Origin of the sequence: Kribbella sp. CA-247076, from assembly GCF_050942445.1 — a bacterium.
Taxonomy (GTDB): domain Bacteria; phylum Actinomycetota; class Actinomycetes; order Propionibacteriales; family Kribbellaceae; genus Kribbella.
Genome location: NZ_CP192051.1, coordinates 463,297 through 480,919, shown reverse-complemented (window position 1 = coordinate 480,919; position 17,623 = coordinate 463,297). Strand labels below are relative to the sequence as shown.

The following is a 17,623-nucleotide window of genomic DNA, read 5'->3' as shown; positions in this document are numbered from 1 at the left end:
CGCCTCATCCGGGTCACTCGCCGTTCAGGGCGTCGTAGAAGGCGACGCCGGCCCAGCGGAAGTCGATGGGGTCGTTGAAGGTGGCGGGGACCTTTCCGAGGCTGTTGATGACTGTGGACGTGCCGTTCGCGTGGCCGACGGCGTACAGGTAGCCGGACTGGGCGTCCTTGTCGATGCCGAGCAGGAGCGTGCCGTACTGCCCGCACTTGTTGGCGATCAGCGTCTCGAACCCCTGCCACGTCCGGGAGCGGACCTGCTTCACCACCGGCTTCATCGGCGAGCTCACCGGGATCCGGATCGTGTAGAGCGCCCCGCCGCGGGTATTCGCCAGGAAGGTGTCGTACGTCGGCTGCTTGCTGATCACCGCCATCGTCTTCACCGCGGAGAACCCCGGGTACGAGCCGGTGGCCCGCCAGCCGCTGTCGGTGACGTGCCAGCGGAACAGCACGCCGTCGGTGCGCAGCGCGTACACCTCGGTCCGGGTCACGTCACCGGCCTCGACGGTGTCGTACGTCGCCCACTCGACCAGACTGAACTTCGACCAGCCGCCACCGATCCGGGTCAGGTACGGCGGCCCCTCGAGCTGGTTCAAGCCGTTGGTCGCGTAGCCGCTGCGGTACAGCGAGTCCCCGATGATCACGTAGCCGTGCTTCGTCGAGCCTCCGCCGGACTTGAGGTAGTCCTCCCAGTGACTCGTCGCCCGCACCGTGCCCGGGCTGTAGACGCCCGTCGTCGTACTGACGGCCCCCGCGGCCGGTGGGGTGGTCGCGGTGACCTTCCGGGTGCCGTGGCCCCCGGCCGCGGTGACGCTGCCGGCGTACGCCGTACACGCGGCCGCGCTCGCTGCCTCCGCTGCTTGGGCGGGCGGTGACACCGCACCGAGCGCCAGTACCGCACCGCATCCCACGCCGATCATCTGTCGCCACATCTCGGGTCCCCTTCTCAGCAGGTCTCGCTCAACTCGATGCACCACGAAGGCCGGAAGTTGCCGCAGCCGACGCGAAGTTTTTCCCGTGATGTGCACAGGAAGTGATCACGCGAGTGAGATCCGTGCAGACAACAGCCCTCGTTGTGCGTAAGGTGCGGTGCACCACAACGGCCCTGTCGAGGGAGGGCCGACGTGTGTCCCACCCACCGCCCACAGGGGAGAGACACGTATGCGCAGAACTCGGTTCCGGACCGGGACCACTCTTCTGGCCGTCGCCGCGCTGGCTCCACTGGCCTCGCTGACCGCGACCGCCGGCCCGACCACCGCACCGGCCACCGCACTGACCACCGCATCGGCCACCGCACCGACCGCCGTCCCGGCCAAGCCGTTCGTCCAGGGCACGACCACCGTCGCGGCGTACGACTACGCCAACGCGATCCACGAGCGGATCGAGGTCGACGTCCCCAGGCTCGACGGGGACGCCAACGGGATCGCCGACCGGATCACCGTCGACGTGATCCGGCCTGGCGAGGCCGCCGGGGCCGGGGTCGACGTCCCGGTCATCATCCAGGCGTCGCCCTACTACGCCGGCGACAACAAGGCGTACTTCGACGGGAACGGCGTACGGCAGGTGTTCGGCAGCTGGCTGGACAACTACTTCGTGCCGCGCGGGTACGCCGTCGCCTTCGTCGACATGCCCGGCACGTTCCGGTCGACCGGCTGCAGTGACGTCGGCGCCGACCTCGAGGTGCTCGGCACCAAGGCCGTGGTCGACTGGCTGAACCACCGCGTGCCCGGGTACAACGCCGACGGCAGCCGCGCCAGGGCCGACTGGTCCACCGGGAAGGCCGGCATGATCGGCGTGTCCTGGAATGGGACGATCGCCAACTCGGTCGCGAGCACCGGCGTCCGCGGGCTGGAGACCATCGTCCCGATCGCCGCGATCTCCAGCTGGTACGACTACACCCGCGGCTTCGGCGTGCCGTTCTACGACGAGTACATGGGCTTCCTGCACGACTACGTCAGCAACGACGCCTCCCCGCGCTGCGTCGAGCTGACGAACGAGATCGAGCAGGACTCCGACACCCGCACCGGCAGCTACAGCAAGTGGTGGGACCCGCGGAACTACAACCTGGACGCGCGCAACGTGCGGTCCAGTGTGTACGTCGTCCACGGGCTCGGCGACGAGAACGTCAAGACCCGGCACTTCGGTGAGTGGTGGGACCAGCTGGCCCGCTACAACGTGCCGCGGAAGATCTTCCTGCACCAGGGCGTCCACCTGGACGGCTTCAGCTTCCGCGAGCAGTGGGTGGACAAGCTGCACCCGTGGTTCGACTACTGGCTGCAGGGCCTGAAGAACGGCGTCATGCAGACGCCGCAGGCGACCGTGCAGCGTGAGGACGGCACATTCTACGACGAGCCGCGCTGGCCGGCGGTCGGTGCCCGGCAGACCACGCTGAAGCTCAGCAAGGTGTCCGGCGCGAAGACCGGTGGGCTGTCGATCGCCGCAGCCTCGAGCGACCCGGTCAGCTTCACGGGGACCGACGAGCCGTCGGCGGACACCGTCGTACTCGATCCGACGACCGTACGGCCGGACCGGGCGGTGTTCCTGAGTGACGAGCTGGAGAAGGCGGTCCGGGTCACCGGGACCGGGAAGGTGTCGGTCCGGGTCAAGGTCAACAAGGTTGCCGCCGGCATCAAGGCGCGGCTGGTCGACTACGGTACGGCGAGCCGGTACACGAACGTCACCAACGTGCCGAACACGTCGGTGTGCTGGGGTGACGGGAACGCGCTCGACACCGGGTGCTACCCCGACACGCAGGTCAACACAGGGGTGTCGGACACCTCGGTCGTCGTGCGGACGCTGGCGGACGTCGGGCACTACAAGTCCTTGTACTCCAAGGAATCCTTGCAGTCCGGCCGGTGGTACGACCTGTCGTTCGAGCTGAACGCGGACGACGTGGTGTTCGCTGCCGGGCACCGGCTCGGCCTGGTCCTCACGGTCGAACCGGACAACCCGTCCATCCCGTTCACCGGTGCCACCATCACCCTCGACCCGGCCCGTTCCTCCCTCACCCTCCCCCTCACGGGCTACACGGCGGCCCTGCAGACCGCGGCACCCCCGCAGTCCCGCATCCCCGCCACCCGCCTCGCCCAACCCGAGCCCGAACGCGACCCGGCAGAACTCATGCGCCAGATGGTGGAGGCTTCACGCTGACACCCTGAAGTACGTCCGCCCCGGTCAAGTGCCGGGGCGGGCGTGCTTAGTGGGTGAGCTCGGCGTAGGCGGCTACGAGGACTGTGGAGTCCTGTTCCCAGTTGAGGTCGGTGGCGGCGGAGCGGACTCCATCGGTGTACGTGGGGTAGTTGTCGATCAGGTCTCGGACGGCCGTGGTGAGGGACGCCGGATCGCCTGGGGTGTAAAGGGTTCCGAGCTTGTACTGCGTGACGACCGCGCGGAGCTCGGGGAGGTCCGCGGCGACGACCGGGACGCCGGCCCGGACGGCGTGGAAGAGCTTGTTGGGAAGGGCGAGCCGGTGGTTCTCGCAGGTGTTCGTCAACGTGACCAACGAGATGCCGTAGGACCGCAGGGTGTCGTCGACCTCGTCGATGGAGCGTTCGGCGACCGTCTCCACCGGCCCGAGATCCAAGCGATAGTTCGGATCCACCGACCCCATCAGCACCGTCCGGAACGGCGCCAACCGCCGCGCCGCGGCCACCACGGTCGGCAGATCACGCCCCGCCCCCACGCGCCCGGCGTACAGCAAACCCTCCGGCCGCTCTGGCGGCGCAGGTACGTCGTGCGCCCGCCGGAAGGTGTTCCGTACGACGCGCACGTCCCGCAGCCCGCGTTCGCGCAACCGCCGGGCGATCCCCTCGGACACCGTGAGGACGAACCGCGCCCGACCGGCCAGCGCGACCTCGGACCGCCGTCCGCGCGCCCGCCACAACGGCGTCGGCCGGCCCGGCAACGCCCGGTCGAACCACAACTCGTGGGTGTCGTACACCAGCTCCGCCGACCACTGCTCGGCGAACGCGGCGGCCAGCTCGAGCGTGTTGAAGTCGTGCGCGTGCACGACGTCGAACGGACCGGCGGCCGCGACCCGCGGAGCCGCCGCGGTCCGCCACTGCTTCTCCGTCCGGTTCCGGTGCTCGGGCAGCAGCAACCACCGCCCGAACCGCTGGACCAGCACCTTCGGCCCGCTCCGGCCGTGGCCGACCGCGGGACCGCCGTTGCTGCCCCGCAGTCCGGCCGACCGGGAGACGGACTCGACGCTCACGCCCGGCCCGACCTCGAAGCCGTCCGGTACGTCGCGGCCGATCACCTGCACCTCGTGACCGGCCGCGACCAGAGCCGTCGCCTCCCGGAGGATCCGCGAGTCCCCGGCGATCGGGGACTGCGCGATCATCAGAATCCGCACTCAGGCCTCGCCGGCCTCGAGCTCGTCGTTGACGAACGGCAGCAGGGCCTCCACCGACCTCCGCCCGTCGTGCAGGTCCCGGACGAACGACGGGCCCGCGTCGGCGAGCTTGCGGGCCTGGTCGCGTTCGGCGACCAGCCGCTGGATCACCTCGGACAGGTCGTCCGGGGTCGCCTCCGCGATCGGCAGGTCGGCCGGCAGCAGCGCGCGGACCGGGTCCGCGATGTGCCCGACGGTGACCCGGCCGGCCGCCATCGCCTCGCACGCGAAGACGCCGTACGAGCCGAGCAGCATCTGGTCGACCACGATGTCGGCGTTCCGGACCATCTCGGCGAGCTCGGAGTGCGCCACTCCCTGCACCCGCTGGTACGTGATCAGGCCCTTGGCGTCCAGGTCCATCAGCACCGGGTCGACGTACGCCGATCCCTTCAGCGCGCTGGCCGACGGCGCGTGCAGCACCACCGGGACCTCCCGCTCGAGCACCGGCTGGGTCGAGGTGAACTCCTCGACGTCGACGGTCAGCGGGAGCCAGATGCCGTTGTCGACGAACTCCAGCAGGTCCGGCGTGGTGACGAACACCGGGCCGTCGTACCTGGCCAGGTGCCGGCGCATCACGTCGTTCGACGCCTGCAGCCGCTGGGTGAGCTCCTCGTCGCGGTCCCGGAACGGCGAGAACCGGTACTTCGCCCGGTGCTGCGCGGGATCGCGGATGTCGGAGCCGTGGAACAGCACGCCGTGCTTGATCCCCGCCGAGTCCAGAACCGGTACGTCGGTCGTCCACATCCCACCGCGCTCCTGCCCGAACATCGGGCGACCCGCCTCGAACAGCACGTGGGTCACGGTGCGCAGCGTGTACGCGGTGAGCTCGAGCTGCCAGCGCAGATCCGAGCGGTACTGCCGGTAGGTCCCCGTCCGGTGCACCCGGAAGTCGAACGCGCCACTGCCGGTGGTGAGCGACTCCGCGACCAGACCCGGGTCCGCGCGCTCCAGCGCGGTGGCCCACAGCCAGGCCTGGCCGGCGCTGTTCACCGGGCCGATGAGCAGGTGGCGCTGCTTCTTCGCCACCCGGTCGGCGGGCCTGGAGACCTCCAGCGGACGGCCGACCAGCTCGCCGTACAGACCGCGCAGCTTCTCCGCCTGCCCGGCCCAGGAGACCTCCTGCTGGTAGCCGGGGTCGGCCACCCGCTCGCGGTACGTGTCCAGGTCGCCGAGGACGGTGCGCACCTTGGCCGCCAGGTCGTGCGCGTCGGCCGCGACGAACACCTCGCCGATCCGGGTCCGGTCGACGAACTCCTTCATGCTCGGCATGTCGCTGACCACCACCGGCAGGCCGGCGAAGGCGTACTCGAACAGCTTGTTCGGCAGCGACATCTCGTGGCTCGGGTAGCGCAGGATCGGGATCAGGCCGACGTCCGCGGTCCGCAGGAAGGCGACCACCTCGTTCGGCTTCACCGGGTCGACGCAGTGCAGCCGGTCCTCGACGCCGAGCGCCGCGGCCTGCGTCTGCAGCACCCGGACGGCGTCGGTCGCGACCGCCGGCACGCAGACGACGGCCAGGTGCGCGTCCGGCAGGTCCACCAGCGCCTGGACGGCGGTCTCGATGCCGCGGGCCCGGGTGACGCCGCCGCTGTAGACCAGCAGCGGGACCTCCGGGCGCAGGCCGATCCGGGTGCGGATGTCGGTCACCTCGACCGAGACGTCCGCCGGGTTCGGCGTGTTCATGATCACCGCGGGCTCGTGGCCGAGCTTGTGCTCCTGCCGCAGCCGCTTGGCGATCGCCGGGCTGACCGTGACCACCTGGTCGACCTGACCGATGTACTCGCGTTCGTGGTTCGCCCAGGCCGCGATCGAGCGACGGGTCCGCGCGCCGTACCGGGACAGGCCGGCGACGTACTCGTGCGCGTCGTAGACGACCTTCAGGTGCTTGCCGCGCAGCTTCGCCCGGCCGGCCGCCCGGGTGGCGACACCGATGACGTGCATGTCGTGCGCGTGCACCACGTCGGGCTCGAGCCGGTCGATCAGGTCGCCGAAGGCGATCTCCAGGTCGAGCGCCTCCGGGTGCAGCCTGCGCCACGACGCCGGCCAGGGCATCCGGTGGATGACCCCGTCGTACGCGCGCCAGCTGAACTTGAACGGGACGTCGGACTTGTTGCCGACGCCCTTGCGCACCCAGGTGGCCTTCTGCGCGGCCTGCCAGCGCGTCCGGCGCAGCAGCCGGGCGGCCACGCCCAGCTTGTACTTGACCGGGTTGCCCTTCCCGGCCTTCGCCGCCGCGATCGCGTGCCCGGAGTCGGCCTTGAGCTCCTTCAGCTCGGCCTGGATCCGCTGGCTGCGGGCGACGTACGTCGACCGGTGCTTGTACCCCACCAGCGGCGGCCGCCAGTCCCGGCGGGCCGTCCGGCTCCGCTTCCGCTCGTCCCGCAGGCTGAACGGAACCGGCACCCGCACGATCAGCGCGCCGTCGAGGATCTCCCGCGACGGCAGCCCGCCGGACGAGACCCCGAGCACCGTCACCTCGGCTCCCGTCTCGGCCAGCGCGGCGGCCTCCTTGCGGACCCGACTGTCGTTGGTGACGTCGTTCGCGACCATCATCACGACCCGCAGGTCGGCAGGTGTCACGGGCGGACCGACCTTCCGATCACGATCCGGCGCACACCGGCCCACCGGGCCGGGTCGGTGCGGTCACGGCCGTCGACGAGCACCTTGACGCCCGGCAGCTCGGCCGGGGTCAGCTGCGCGTACTCCGGGTGGTCCGCCTGCAGGACGGCCGCGTCCACCGGCGCGCCCAGCGCGTACGGCGTGAAGCCGAGCTGCTGGAGCTCCTGGTCGGTGTACAGCGGGTCGTGCACGGACACCTCCGCACCACGGGCCTTCAGCGCCTCCACGGCCGGGAACACCCCGGAGAACGCGGTCTCCTTGACACCACCACGGTACGCCGCGCCGAGCACGACCACCTTGGCTCCGTCCAGGTCGCCGTACGCGCCCTCGAGCAGGCCGACCGTGTAGTCCGGCATGCCGAGGTTCGCCTCGCGGGCGGCCCGGACGACGGTCGCCTCCGGGTCGGTCCACAGGTAGAGCCGCGGGTAGACCGGGATGCAGTGGCCGCCGACCGCGATGCCGGGCCGGTGGATGTGGCTGTAGGGCTGCGAGTTCGAGGCCTCGATCACCTGGTGTACGTCGATACCGTGCTCACCGGCGAACCGGGCGAACTGGTTGGCCAGGCCGATGTTGACGTCGCGGTAGGTGGTCTCGGCCAGCTTCGCCAGCTCGGCCGCCTCGGCCGACCCCAGGTCCCAGACGCCGTTGCCGCGCTCCAGGTCCGGGCGGTCGTCGAAGTCCAGCACGGCCTCGTAGAACGCGGTGGCACGCTTGGCGCCCTCCTCGGACAGCCCGCCGACCAGCTTCGGGTACTTGCGCAGGTCCGCGAAGACGCGGCCGGTGAGCACCCGCTCCGGCGAGAACACCAGGTGGAAGTCCTGGCCCTCGGTCAGGCCGGAGATCTCCTCGATCATCGGCTTCCACCGGCCCCGGGTGGTGCCGACCGGCAGCGTGGTCTCGTAGCTGACCAGGGTGCCCGGGCTGAGGTGCTCGGCCAGCGAACGGGTCGCGTTCTCCATCCAGCCGAACTCGGGCTCACCGGTCGTCTCGTCCACGAACAGCGGCACGACCACGACGACCGCGTCGCTGCCGGGGATGGCGTCCGCGTAGTCCGTGGTCGCCCGCAAGCGGCCGTCGGCCACGGTCTCGGACAGCAGCTCCTGCAGGTGTGCCTCACCTGGGAACGGCTCCTGACCGGCGTTCACCAGCTCGACGAACTTCTCGTTGATGTCGACGCCGACGACCTGATGGCCCTTGGCCGCGAACTGGACCGCCAACGGCAGCCCGATCTTGCCTAAGGCAACAACACTGACACGCACAGGGACTCCACTAGGTAGTGATTCTTCATCGGGGGCCTCGGAGCTTCCGTTCCAGCGGGTGCTCGACGAACTTGTAGAGCAGCCACGAGGCGAAGATCGAGAGGACAAGGACACCGGCGTACCAGGTCAGGTTGGACCAGCCGATCGGCCCGGCCACACCGTGGTACTCCTTGATCGCGTACAGGATGGTGGCGTGCACCAGGTAGAAGGCGTACGACCACTGGCCGAGCGCGACCAGCGGCTTGCTGCGCAGCCAGGACCGGCCGCCGCGGGTGTCCCGGGCGGCGACGGCGAGGATCAGGAAGCCGTACAGGAAGGTGAGAACTTCCTTCTGGCACAGGCCCATGGTGGTCGCGAACGGCACCTCGGTCGGGTGCAGGCCGGAGTAGTACAGCGTGTACAGACCGGCGGAGGTGACGAGGAAGGCGAACCAGACCGGAATCCGCGGCTTCCAGCCGCTCCGCAGCGAGATCGCCAGACCGATGCCGAACAGGAACGCGACCGAGTGCAGGATCGGCTGCGGCAGCACCGGTACGACGTCCGGGTAGTGGAACAGCGCCAGTCGATAGGCCCCGCCGAGGACGATCACCGCGACACACAGGATCAGGCCGCCGGCCACCTTGAGTTTCTTCGTCGCCCGCCAGACGAACGGGAAGTACGCGTAGAAGAACGCCTCGACCGACAACGTCCAGCCGGCCGGGTTGCCGCCGTACAGGATGGTCGGGTTGTTCGACCAGCCCTGCAGCAGGAACGCCGACAGCACCAGCACGGTGACCGAGACCGGTTTGATCCAGGACATCCCGGTCGGCGGGTCGAACCGGTAGAAGACGAAGATCGCCGCGATCAGGGTGAGGAAGTACAGCGGGAAGATCCGCGCGAACCGGCGCCGGTAGAAGGTGCGGATCTTCGTCCCCGGCTGGGCCGACCAGGTCAGCACGAAACCGGACAGCACGAAGAAGAACGTCACCCCGGACGTCCCGTACTTCAGGAACTTCCAGATCGGCAGCGGCGCCAGGTTGGTCATGTGGTGGGCGAAAACGAAGAACGCCGCCCACCACCGCAGACCGGTGAGCGACTCCACCCGAGGCAGCCGCTTGCGCGGCTCGGCCGGCGGCGGGCCGGCCTCCCCCGGGAACGCGCTGACCGGCGCACCCGGGGGCACGTCGGCAGCCGCCGAACCGGTGAGGTTCGGCGGCTGCTTCTGGTCCTCTTCGGCGGCCTTCGTCATGTGTCCTCTACTCCGCGAGGGCGGCGACGACGCGGCCCGCGGCCCGGCCGTCTCCGTAGGGCATCGGGCGGTCGGCCGCCGGGGCCGGCCGGGCGGCCAGCTCGGGCAGCCTGCTCACATCGGACGTGAGGACGTTCCAGCCGTCCTCGAGCGTCTCGACCCACTCGGTCTCGGTGCGCAGCGTGGTGCAGACGCGGCCGAGGAGGAAAGCCTCCTTCTGCAGGCCGCCGGAGTCGGTGACCACACCGGCCGAACCGAGCACGGCCGCGACCATCTCCGGGTACGCCAGCGGCTCGCGGACGTGCAGCGAGCCGTCCGGACGCTCCAGCTTGATCCCGAACTGCGCGCACTTGGCGACCAGCCGCGGGTGGGCCAGCAGCAGCACCGGCGAGCCGGCGGCGGCGAGGCCCTCGACGATCGCGGCCAGCCGCTCCGGGTCGTCGGTGTTCTCGGCCCGGTGGATCGTCGAGACGACGTACCCGCCCCGCTCGAACGGCACGTCCAGCGGCTTGTCCGCCACCGCGTCACGGACCCGGAAGCACACGTCCGTCATCACGTCGCCGACCAGCCGCGCCCGCTCCGACAGCCCCTCGTTCGCCAGGTGGTCCATGGCCACCTGGGTCGGGGCCAGCAGGATGTCGGCCGCGTGGTCGGTGAGGACGCGGTTGTGCTCCTCCGGCATCCGCCGGTTGAACGACCGCAGCCCGGCCTCCAGGTGCGCCACCGGCAGGTGCATCTTCACCGCCGACAGCGTCCCGGCCAGCGTCGAGTTGGTGTCGCCGTACACGAGCACCCAGTCCGGCCGGTGCTCGTCCAGTACGGCGTCCATCGCGGACAGCATCGCGCCGGTCTGCACGCCGTGGCTGCCGGACCCGACGCCCAGGTGGACGTCCGGGTCCGGGATCCGCAGGTCGGCGAAGAACACGTCGGACATGTTCTTGTCGTAGTGCTGGCCGGTGTGCACGATCACGTGCTGGTGGTCGGTGGCGGCGAACGCCTCCGCCACCGGCGCCAGCTTGACGAACTGCGGTCGTGCCCCGACGACGCTCAGGACCTTCATGACTCGGCGGACTCCCCGGCGACCTTGATGGTGCGGTCCTCGGCGGCGGACTGGATCACGGCCTCGGCCACCCTGACGGTGGTCAGGCCCTGCTGCAGCGTGACGATGTCGGCGTCCTTGCCCAGCACCGCGTCCCGGAACTGCTCGTGCTCGGTGCGCAGCGGCTCGGGCTTGCTGATCGCGTACCGGATCATGTCGCCCTCGCTGACGCCGCGGAAGTGCGCGACGTCGTCCCACGCGGTAGCGACCGTGCCGTTGGCGTGGAAGGACAGGTCGGCCAGCAGCGTGTCGGCGATGAACGCGCCCTTCTCACCGGTGACGACGGTGAGCCGCTCCTTCATCGGGGACAGCCAGTTGACCAGGTGGCTGGTCACGGTGCCGTCGGCGAGCTTGCCGGTGACCGCGATCAGGTCCTCGTACTGCCGGCCGGACTTGTGCGCGCTCTGGGCGGACACGGTGACGAACGGCGACTGGGTCACCCAGGCGGTCAGGTCGATGTCGTGGGTGGCCAGGTCGAGCACCACGCCGACGTCGGCGATCCGGGCCGGGAACGGGCCCTGGCGGCGGGTGGTGATCTGGTAGATGTCGCCCAGCTCGCCGTTCTCCAGCCGCACCCGCAGCGCCTGCAGCGCCGGGTTGTACCGCTCGATGTGACCGACCGCGCCGATCACGCCGGCCGCCTCGAACGCCTTGGCGATCTCGGTGGCCTCGGCCGAGGAGCCGGCCAGCGGCTTCTCGATCATCGCGTGCACGCCGGCCTCGGCCAGCGCCTTCGCGATCTCGGCGTGGTACTGCGTCGGCACCGCGACCATGCAGTAGTCGATGCCCTCGGCAATCAACTGCTCGATGTTCTCGTGCACCGGGCGACCGCCGGCGACGCCGAACTTGTCACCGCCCGGGTCGGCGACGGCGACCAGGTCGACGCCCTCGAGGGAGGCCAGCACGCGGGCGTGGTGCCGCCCCATCATGCCCAGGCCGATCAGACCGGCTTTCAGGTTCGCCATCTCACGCACCAGCCTTCGCCACGGTGTTCACCGCGGACACGATCCGGTTCAGGTCGTCCTCGGACAGCGAGGGGTGGACCGGCAGCGAGAGCACCTCGGCCGCGGCCTTCTCGGTCTCCGGCAGGTCCAGCTCGCGCTGGAACGACGGGAGCCGGTGGTTCGGGATCGGGTAGTACACGCCGCAGCCGACGCCGTACTCGGTGCGCAGCGCGTTGGCGAAGCCGTCGCGGTCCTCGGTCACCCGGATCGTGTACTGGTGGTACACGTGGGTCGCCTCGGCGGCCACCGTCGGCACGCCGACACCCTGCAGGTTCGCGTCCAGGAAAGCCGCGTTCTCCTGCCGCTGCTTGGTCCAGCCGGCCAGCTTGGCCAGCTGCACCCGGCCGATGGCTGCGTGCAGGTCGGTCATCCGGTTGTTCAGGCCGACGACCTCGTTCTCGTACTGCTTGAGCATGCCCTGGTTGCGGAACAGCCGCATCCGGCGCTCGAGCTCGGCGTTCGCGACCGAGTTCATGCCGCCCTCACCGGACGTCATGTTCTTGGTCGGGTACAGGCTGAACATGGCGAACTCGCCGAAGGTGCCGACCGGCGCGCCGTTCCAGGTGGCGCCGTGCGCCTGCGCGGCGTCCTCGTAGATCTGGATGCCGTGCTTGTCGGCGATCGCCTGCAGCGCGGTCATGTTCGCCGGGTGACCGAACAGGTGCACCGGCATGACGGCCTTGGTCTTCTCGGTGATCGCGGCCTCGACCGCGGCCGGGTCCAGGCAGAAGTACGTCGGCTCGATGTCGGCGAACACCGGGGTGGCGCCGGTCAGCGCGACGCTGTTCGCGGTCGCGGCGAAGGTGAAGGACGGGACGATGACCTCGTCACCCGGCCCGACACCCGCGGCCAGCAGACCGAGGTGCAGACCCGAGGTCCCCGAGTTCGTCGCGACGCACGCCCGGCCGGAGACCAGCGCTGCGCCGAACTCCTGCTCGAACGCCGCCACCTCGGGGCCCTGGGCCAGCATGCCGGACTGCATCACCCGGTCGACGGCCTCGCGCTCCTCCTTCCCGATGATCGGCTTCGCGGCCGGAATCGGCTGCACCATCAGTTCTCCTCCACGTTCTCATCGGCCGGCCGTAGCCGTCCGTCGGTTTCGATGTACATCTCGCCCGTGTTCGGGCACTTCCACTCGCCGTCCCCGACGTCGAGCAGCGGAACGCCGGCCTTGCCGACCCACTTGATCCGGCGGGCCGGAACCCCGGCGACCAGCGCGAAGTCTGGCACGTCCTTGGTCACCACCGCACCCGCGGCGACGGTGGCCCAGCGGCCGACCGTGACCGGTGCCACGCAGACGCTGCGCGCGCCGAGCGAGCAGCCCTGCTTCAGGGTGACCCCGACCGGCTCCCAGTCGTGGCCGCTCTTCGGCGTACCGTCCGGGTTGACCGCGCGCGGGAAGTAGTCGTTGGTCAGCACCACGGCCGGACCGATGAACACCCCGTCCTCGAGCGACGCGGGCTCGTAGACCAGGGCGTAGTTCTGGATCTTGCAGTTGTCGCCCATCCGGACCCCGGTCCCGACGTACGCGCCGCGGCCGACGATGCAGTTCTCCCCCAGCACCGCGCGCTCGCGGATCTGGGCCAGGTGCCAGACCGACGACCCGTCGCCGATGGTGGCGCGGTCGTCGACGTCGGCGGATGGCGCGATGCGGGACGTCACAGAGTCTCCTTCGAACTGAGCCAGCTGGTGAGTGCGTGGGCCGAGCGGCGTCCGTCGTGCAGCTCCGCCACGTAGCCGGGGCCGGCGGCCGCCCGCTCGGCGGCGGCGTCACGATCGGCGATCAGGCCGGTGACGACATCACCCAGGGTGTCGGGATCCGCCTCCACGATCGGCACCTCTCGCCCAGTCAGAGTACGCACCTTCTGGCGCACACCGTCACCGACGTACGAAACGACGATCCGCCCGGCGGCGAGCGCTTCGGTGGCCGCCACGCCGTAGAGGCCGATTCTCAGCTGATCGACGACGAGGTCGGCGTCGCCGACCACCGCCGGCATCCCACTGTGCTGTACGCCGGTCACCCGCCGGTACTCGATCGATCCGCGCTCGTGCAGCCCGGTCAGCACGGCGTCGATCGTGTCGGTGCCCTTGAGCTTGGCGTTCGACGGCACGTGCACGACAACCGGACGCTCGGCACTGAACAACGGACGGGCCGCCCGCTGCCACGGCGCCGGATCGACCGCGACCGGCAACCACTGCGCGTCCGGTACGTCGTCCAGCAGGTCGACCGTGGACACGAAGACCGGCAGGCCGAGGCTCTCGACCAGCTCGGCGTGCCGGAGGGCCTGCTTCTCCAGGCGCTCGGTCAGGTCGTCACCCGGGGTGAACGGCGACCAGCGCTCGCGCTTCGCGTGCCGGCTCGGCAACCGGATGTCGGAGCCGTGGAACAGCAGCCCGACCTCGACTCCCGCCGTACGCAGGGCGGCGATGTCGGCGGACGCGTCCGGGTAGCCGCGCGCGCCGAGCAGCGGTCGCAGCGACTCCACCAGGACGTGGGTGTACGAACCGACGTACTGCTCCTGCGCGCGCTGCCAGCGGGGCTGGCCGAACCACGCGAGCGGGACGCCGTAGTCGGTGGCGAACCGGAACTGCCCCTTGCGGTGCAGGGCGAACGAGACGGCGTCGACATCGGGCAGGGTCCGGGCGGCCTGTGCCCAGGCGTAGCCCTGACCGGCGGAGTTGGTCGGACCGACCAGCATCCGCGTCCGCGTCGTCGCCACCGGCGGGAACGCCGGCAGCTGCGCGTACGAGAACCGCAAGCCGCGCAGGCGCCGCCGGACCGCTCCCGCGGTCCGGGCCAGTGGCGCCGGCAGGTGCTCGCGGATCGAACGCGACACCGTCATCGAATCACCCATTACCTGCCGGTGCCTTCAGCATGTCGAGCTCGCGGCGGGCGGCCGGGATGCCGAGCACCACCGGGGTGCTCGCCCGGCGCTGGCCGAGGTTCCAGCCGGCCCAGATCGCACCGGCGTCCAGGGCGACGACGACGTCGGCCTGCTCGATCGTCGTCAGGACGTCGCGTCGGGTCAGGATCCGGCCCCAGTAGGTCTTCCCGAGATCCTTGCTGGCCCGCTGGCCGCGCAGGAACTTCACCGGAGCGGACGTCTTGACGGCCTTGGGCACGAACCGCCCGGCCACCTTCTTGCCCTTCCGGGCCCGCCACTGCACCGCCTTCACCACCCGCTTCACCCCCGTGGGCCGCGGCTTCGCCGCAGCCGAGGACGAGGTGGAGGAAGCAGCACCGGCCGCTGCGCCGGCGGCCGGCGAGTCGGTGGACGCGGTAGGGCGCTCGTCGGCGGCAGCGGCGGCTGCGGGTGGGACGTCGGTGTCGACGACCGCGGTGGGCTCGGCGACGGCCTCGGGGGCGATGACCGCGTCCGGGGTCTCGTCGGTCGGGTCGGCCTCGGGGAGCGGGTCGGGGGCGGGCGCGGCGGGCATGCGGCCGGGACCGATCAGGGTGAACGAGTTCACCTTGTCGGCCACCCAGCCGCCCGGCGCGACCCAGCCGACGACGTCCAGGACGACGTCCGGGTCGCCGAGGTCCTCGCGGACGGTGTCGAAGTACGCCGGCGGAAGCCGCCGGGTGCTCAGCAGGACGACGTTCTTGCTCATGCCCGGACTCCCTTCACGGCCGCGGCCAGCGACTCGATCCGCGGATCCAGCTGCAGGTCGCGGCGGTACGACGCACCGAACTCCCGGGCCTTCGCCCGGATCCCCTCGTCGGCCGTCCGGGCGGCGTGCGCGGCCTCGGTCAGCGCGGCCGCGATCGCCTCCGGGGTGACGTCCGCCACCGGGAACCACAACGGATGCCCGCGCAGTACGTCGGACGCCGCGTTCTCCGGGTCGTGGACCGACACGATCGGCAGCCCGGTCGCCAGGTACTCGAACACCTTTCCGCTGGTCACATACCGGCCCTTGCCCAGCATCAGCAGCTGGACGTCGAACTCGTCGTACGCCTTGGCGATCTCGGCCTTGCCGACCGGGCCCTCGTAGCTGACCCCGTCGTCCTTGGCGTTGTTGATCGTCGCCAGCATGTCGGCCCGCGGCTGCGCGTAGTACCCGAGGTAGCCGTGAATCTTGGCCTTCGCGCCGGCCAGCTCCTCCGACGACGCGCGGGCGATCTGCCAGCCCTCGACGAACTCGGCCAGCGGGACCTTCGGCGACACCGTTCCGACGTACCCGAACACCAACGGGCGGTCGGTCACCGCACCGCGGTCGTTCGTGTCCGGGACCAGGTCCGGGTCGAAGCCGTTGGCGACGGTGTGCATCCGGTCGGCCTGGGCGGGGTAGAGCTTCTCGTGCCACTCCTTGATCGGGTCGTTCACGAACCACACTTCGCGCGCCGACTCGACCAGCTTCTTCTCCCACTTGGCGGCGCGGCTGTTCGGCTCGTGCAGCCGGTCACCGGTGAAGACGTCCAGCAGCCAGGCGTCGCGGTAGTCCATCACGTACGGCACCTTGTGCTTCTGGTGCAGGTGGTACGCGGCGGTGAAGGCGACGTGCGGGTTCGCGGTGGCGACGGTCAGGTCGACCTTGTGCGCCTGGTGGATCCGCTCGGCGGCCTTCTCGATGATCGAGCGCCACGGCCCGTACCCGGTCTCCGGGAACGGGATCTGGTCCTGCTTGGTGCGCCACTTGCTCCAGAGCTTCGGGTTCGACGCCCGCCGCTTGGACCACTTGCGCAGGTCGGCCTCCAGGATCGGCCACTCGAACGGCACCCGGACGACCTCGACCGACGGGTCGACCCGCTCCTCGAGGGTCAGGTCGGCGCCGGTGAACCGGTGGAAGGTCTCGCGTTCGGCCGTCAGCACGGTCACCTTCCAGCCGAGCGCGGCGAACCGGTTGGCCGTGGCCAGGGCCCGGTAGACACCGCCGCCCCGGCAGGGCGGGAAGCCCCAGGCGACGTACAGCAGATGTGGGCGGTCGGTCATGTACTTCCTCTTACCAAGTCGAGAATCGCGTCGGCCAGTTCGTCGTACGGCGTGGTCGTGGGCAGGTGGTCGGCCGCCCACTGCAGCGCGTGGTCGCGCAGTTTCTCCAGCTCACCGGGATCCGCGGACCAGCGCCGCAGGATCTCGGACGCCTCGGCCACCGAGTCCACCAGGACTCCGCCACCGGACTCCTCGATCACCCTGGTCTGCCGGGGCAGCCGGGTGGACAGGACGGGAAGACCGCTGGCGAGGTACTCGTAGATCTTGGACGGCATCGCCTCCACGAAGGCGGGCGTCGGCTGGAGCATGGCCAGGCTGGCCCAGGCGCCCTGGGTGAGCCGCCACGACTCGGCCGGTGGCTGGCGCCCGTGCAGCCGGATCCGGCCGGCCAGGTCGGACTGCCCGATCCGGGCCTCGAGGCGGTCCCGGTCCGAGGGGGCGACCGGGCCGATCAGGTCGAGCGACCAGTCCGTCGCCGCGGCGACGGTCTCGACCATGTCGAACAGACCACGGCTGGCCCGCAGGTCCCCGACGTACACCGCTCGCGGCGGGCCGGACGGCGGCGCCGGGGCCAGGAACGGCAGGTAGGGGAGGTTCTGCACCACCAGCCGCCGCTTCGCCTCGTGCGGGGCGAGGTGCGAGTCGGCGACGACGGTCAGGTCGGCACCGGCGGCCAGGGTGGAGCTGGCCCGGACGATCAGCCGGGCCGGCAGCCCGGCCGGCCCCTTCGCCCAGGCGCGGTCGGCGAGCAGCCGGCCGTAGTCCTCGTGCACGTCGGCGACCATCCGGCGCCGGCGCACGGTGGTGACGAAGCGGGTGACCGGGATCATGTCCGGGTCGACCGTCATCACCACCTTGGCGCTGGTCCGCCACGGCAGCACAGCCGTCCGGGCCAGCCGCTGGACCAGGTTGCCCCGCGGGCCGGCGTGCACGGCCGCACCGGCCGGCCCGCCCTCGGCGTCACCCAGGCCCCAGAGCTCGACCCGCAGGCCCCGGTGTTGCAGGGCCGCGGTGATCTTGTGCAGGCGCGCGTCGGCCACGTCGTGACCGGTCGTGATGATCCCCACGTCCGGCGCCGGGCTGCGTGACATCGG

At 70.7% G+C, this 17,623-nt stretch carries 14 protein-coding genes; 1 reads left to right on the top strand and 13 read right to left on the bottom strand.

All coding sequences use genetic code 11. The features are described from left to right. Positions 1-13 precede the first annotated feature (13 nt). The gene (locus ACQPYZ_RS02380) at positions 14-928 is read right to left on the bottom strand and encodes a hypothetical protein (protein WP_433164747.1); all 915 of its coding nucleotides are present in this window, start codon (positions 926-928) and stop codon (positions 14-16) included. Positions 929-1,157: 229 nt separating this feature from the next. On the opposite strand from ACQPYZ_RS02380, the gene ACQPYZ_RS02375 reads away from it, so the two are divergent. Next, the gene (locus tag ACQPYZ_RS02375; RefSeq protein WP_433164745.1) at positions 1,158-3,146 is read left to right on the top strand and encodes a CocE/NonD family hydrolase; all 1,989 of its coding nucleotides are present in this window, start codon (positions 1,158-1,160) and stop codon (positions 3,144-3,146) included. Between the two features lie 46 nt (positions 3,147-3,192). Here the strand turns inward: ACQPYZ_RS02375 and ACQPYZ_RS02370 are convergent, their stop codons facing one another. The 12 genes from ACQPYZ_RS02370 to ACQPYZ_RS02315 are packed head-to-tail and all read right to left on the bottom strand — an operon-like array spanning position 3,193 to position 17,620. Next, positions 3,193-4,350, bottom strand: coding sequence for a glycosyltransferase (locus tag ACQPYZ_RS02370; protein WP_433164744.1), 1,158 nt, complete (start codon positions 4,348-4,350; stop codon positions 3,193-3,195). Next, a complete protein-coding gene (locus tag ACQPYZ_RS02365; RefSeq protein WP_433164742.1) occupies positions 4,351-6,969 on the bottom strand; it encodes a glycosyltransferase family 4 protein in 2,619 nt (872 codons plus the stop codon). Beyond that, positions 6,966-8,267, bottom strand: a complete 1,302-nt coding sequence (locus tag ACQPYZ_RS02360) for a nucleotide sugar dehydrogenase (RefSeq protein ID WP_433164741.1) — start codon at positions 8,265-8,267, stop codon at positions 6,966-6,968. The genes ACQPYZ_RS02365 and ACQPYZ_RS02360 overlap by 4 nt, the downstream gene beginning before the upstream one ends. A gap of 25 nt (positions 8,268-8,292) precedes the next feature. Continuing rightward, a complete protein-coding gene (locus ACQPYZ_RS02355) occupies positions 8,293-9,495 on the bottom strand; it encodes an acyltransferase family protein (RefSeq protein WP_433164740.1) in 1,203 nt (400 codons plus the stop codon). A gap of 7 nt (positions 9,496-9,502) precedes the next feature. Next, positions 9,503-10,555, bottom strand: coding sequence for a non-hydrolyzing UDP-N-acetylglucosamine 2-epimerase (gene wecB, locus ACQPYZ_RS02350; RefSeq protein ID WP_433164738.1), 1,053 nt, complete (start codon positions 10,553-10,555; stop codon positions 9,503-9,505). Further along, positions 10,552-11,559 (bottom strand): Gfo/Idh/MocA family protein, encoded by a 1,008-nt coding sequence (locus ACQPYZ_RS02345; RefSeq protein ID WP_433164736.1) that lies wholly within the window; start codon positions 11,557-11,559, stop codon positions 10,552-10,554. Before ACQPYZ_RS02345 ends, wecB begins: the two co-directional genes overlap by 4 nt. 1 nt (position 11,560) lies before the next feature. Next, complete coding sequence (locus tag ACQPYZ_RS02340; RefSeq protein ID WP_433169606.1) at positions 11,561-12,652, bottom strand: DegT/DnrJ/EryC1/StrS family aminotransferase; 1,092 nt, start codon at positions 12,650-12,652, stop codon at positions 11,561-11,563. Continuing rightward, positions 12,649-13,260, bottom strand: coding sequence for an acyltransferase (locus ACQPYZ_RS02335; protein ID WP_433164734.1), 612 nt, complete (start codon positions 13,258-13,260; stop codon positions 12,649-12,651). The genes ACQPYZ_RS02340 and ACQPYZ_RS02335 overlap by 4 nt, the downstream gene beginning before the upstream one ends. Continuing rightward, positions 13,257-14,441: a hypothetical protein gene (locus tag ACQPYZ_RS02330; protein ID WP_433164732.1), complete on the bottom strand. Its 1,185-nt coding sequence runs from the start codon at positions 14,439-14,441 to the stop codon at positions 13,257-13,259. Before ACQPYZ_RS02330 ends, ACQPYZ_RS02335 begins: the two co-directional genes overlap by 4 nt. A 4-nt stretch (positions 14,442-14,445) precedes the next feature. Continuing rightward, positions 14,446-15,210 (bottom strand): hypothetical protein, encoded by a 765-nt coding sequence (locus ACQPYZ_RS02325; RefSeq protein ID WP_433164731.1) that lies wholly within the window; start codon positions 15,208-15,210, stop codon positions 14,446-14,448. Then, a complete protein-coding gene (locus ACQPYZ_RS02320; RefSeq protein WP_433164730.1) occupies positions 15,207-16,529 on the bottom strand; it encodes a glycosyltransferase in 1,323 nt (440 codons plus the stop codon). The genes ACQPYZ_RS02325 and ACQPYZ_RS02320 overlap by 4 nt, the downstream gene beginning before the upstream one ends. After that, positions 16,526-17,620, bottom strand: coding sequence for a glycosyltransferase family 4 protein (locus ACQPYZ_RS02315; protein ID WP_433164728.1), 1,095 nt, complete (start codon positions 17,618-17,620; stop codon positions 16,526-16,528). The genes ACQPYZ_RS02320 and ACQPYZ_RS02315 overlap by 4 nt, the downstream gene beginning before the upstream one ends. Positions 17,621-17,623 lie beyond the last annotated feature (3 nt).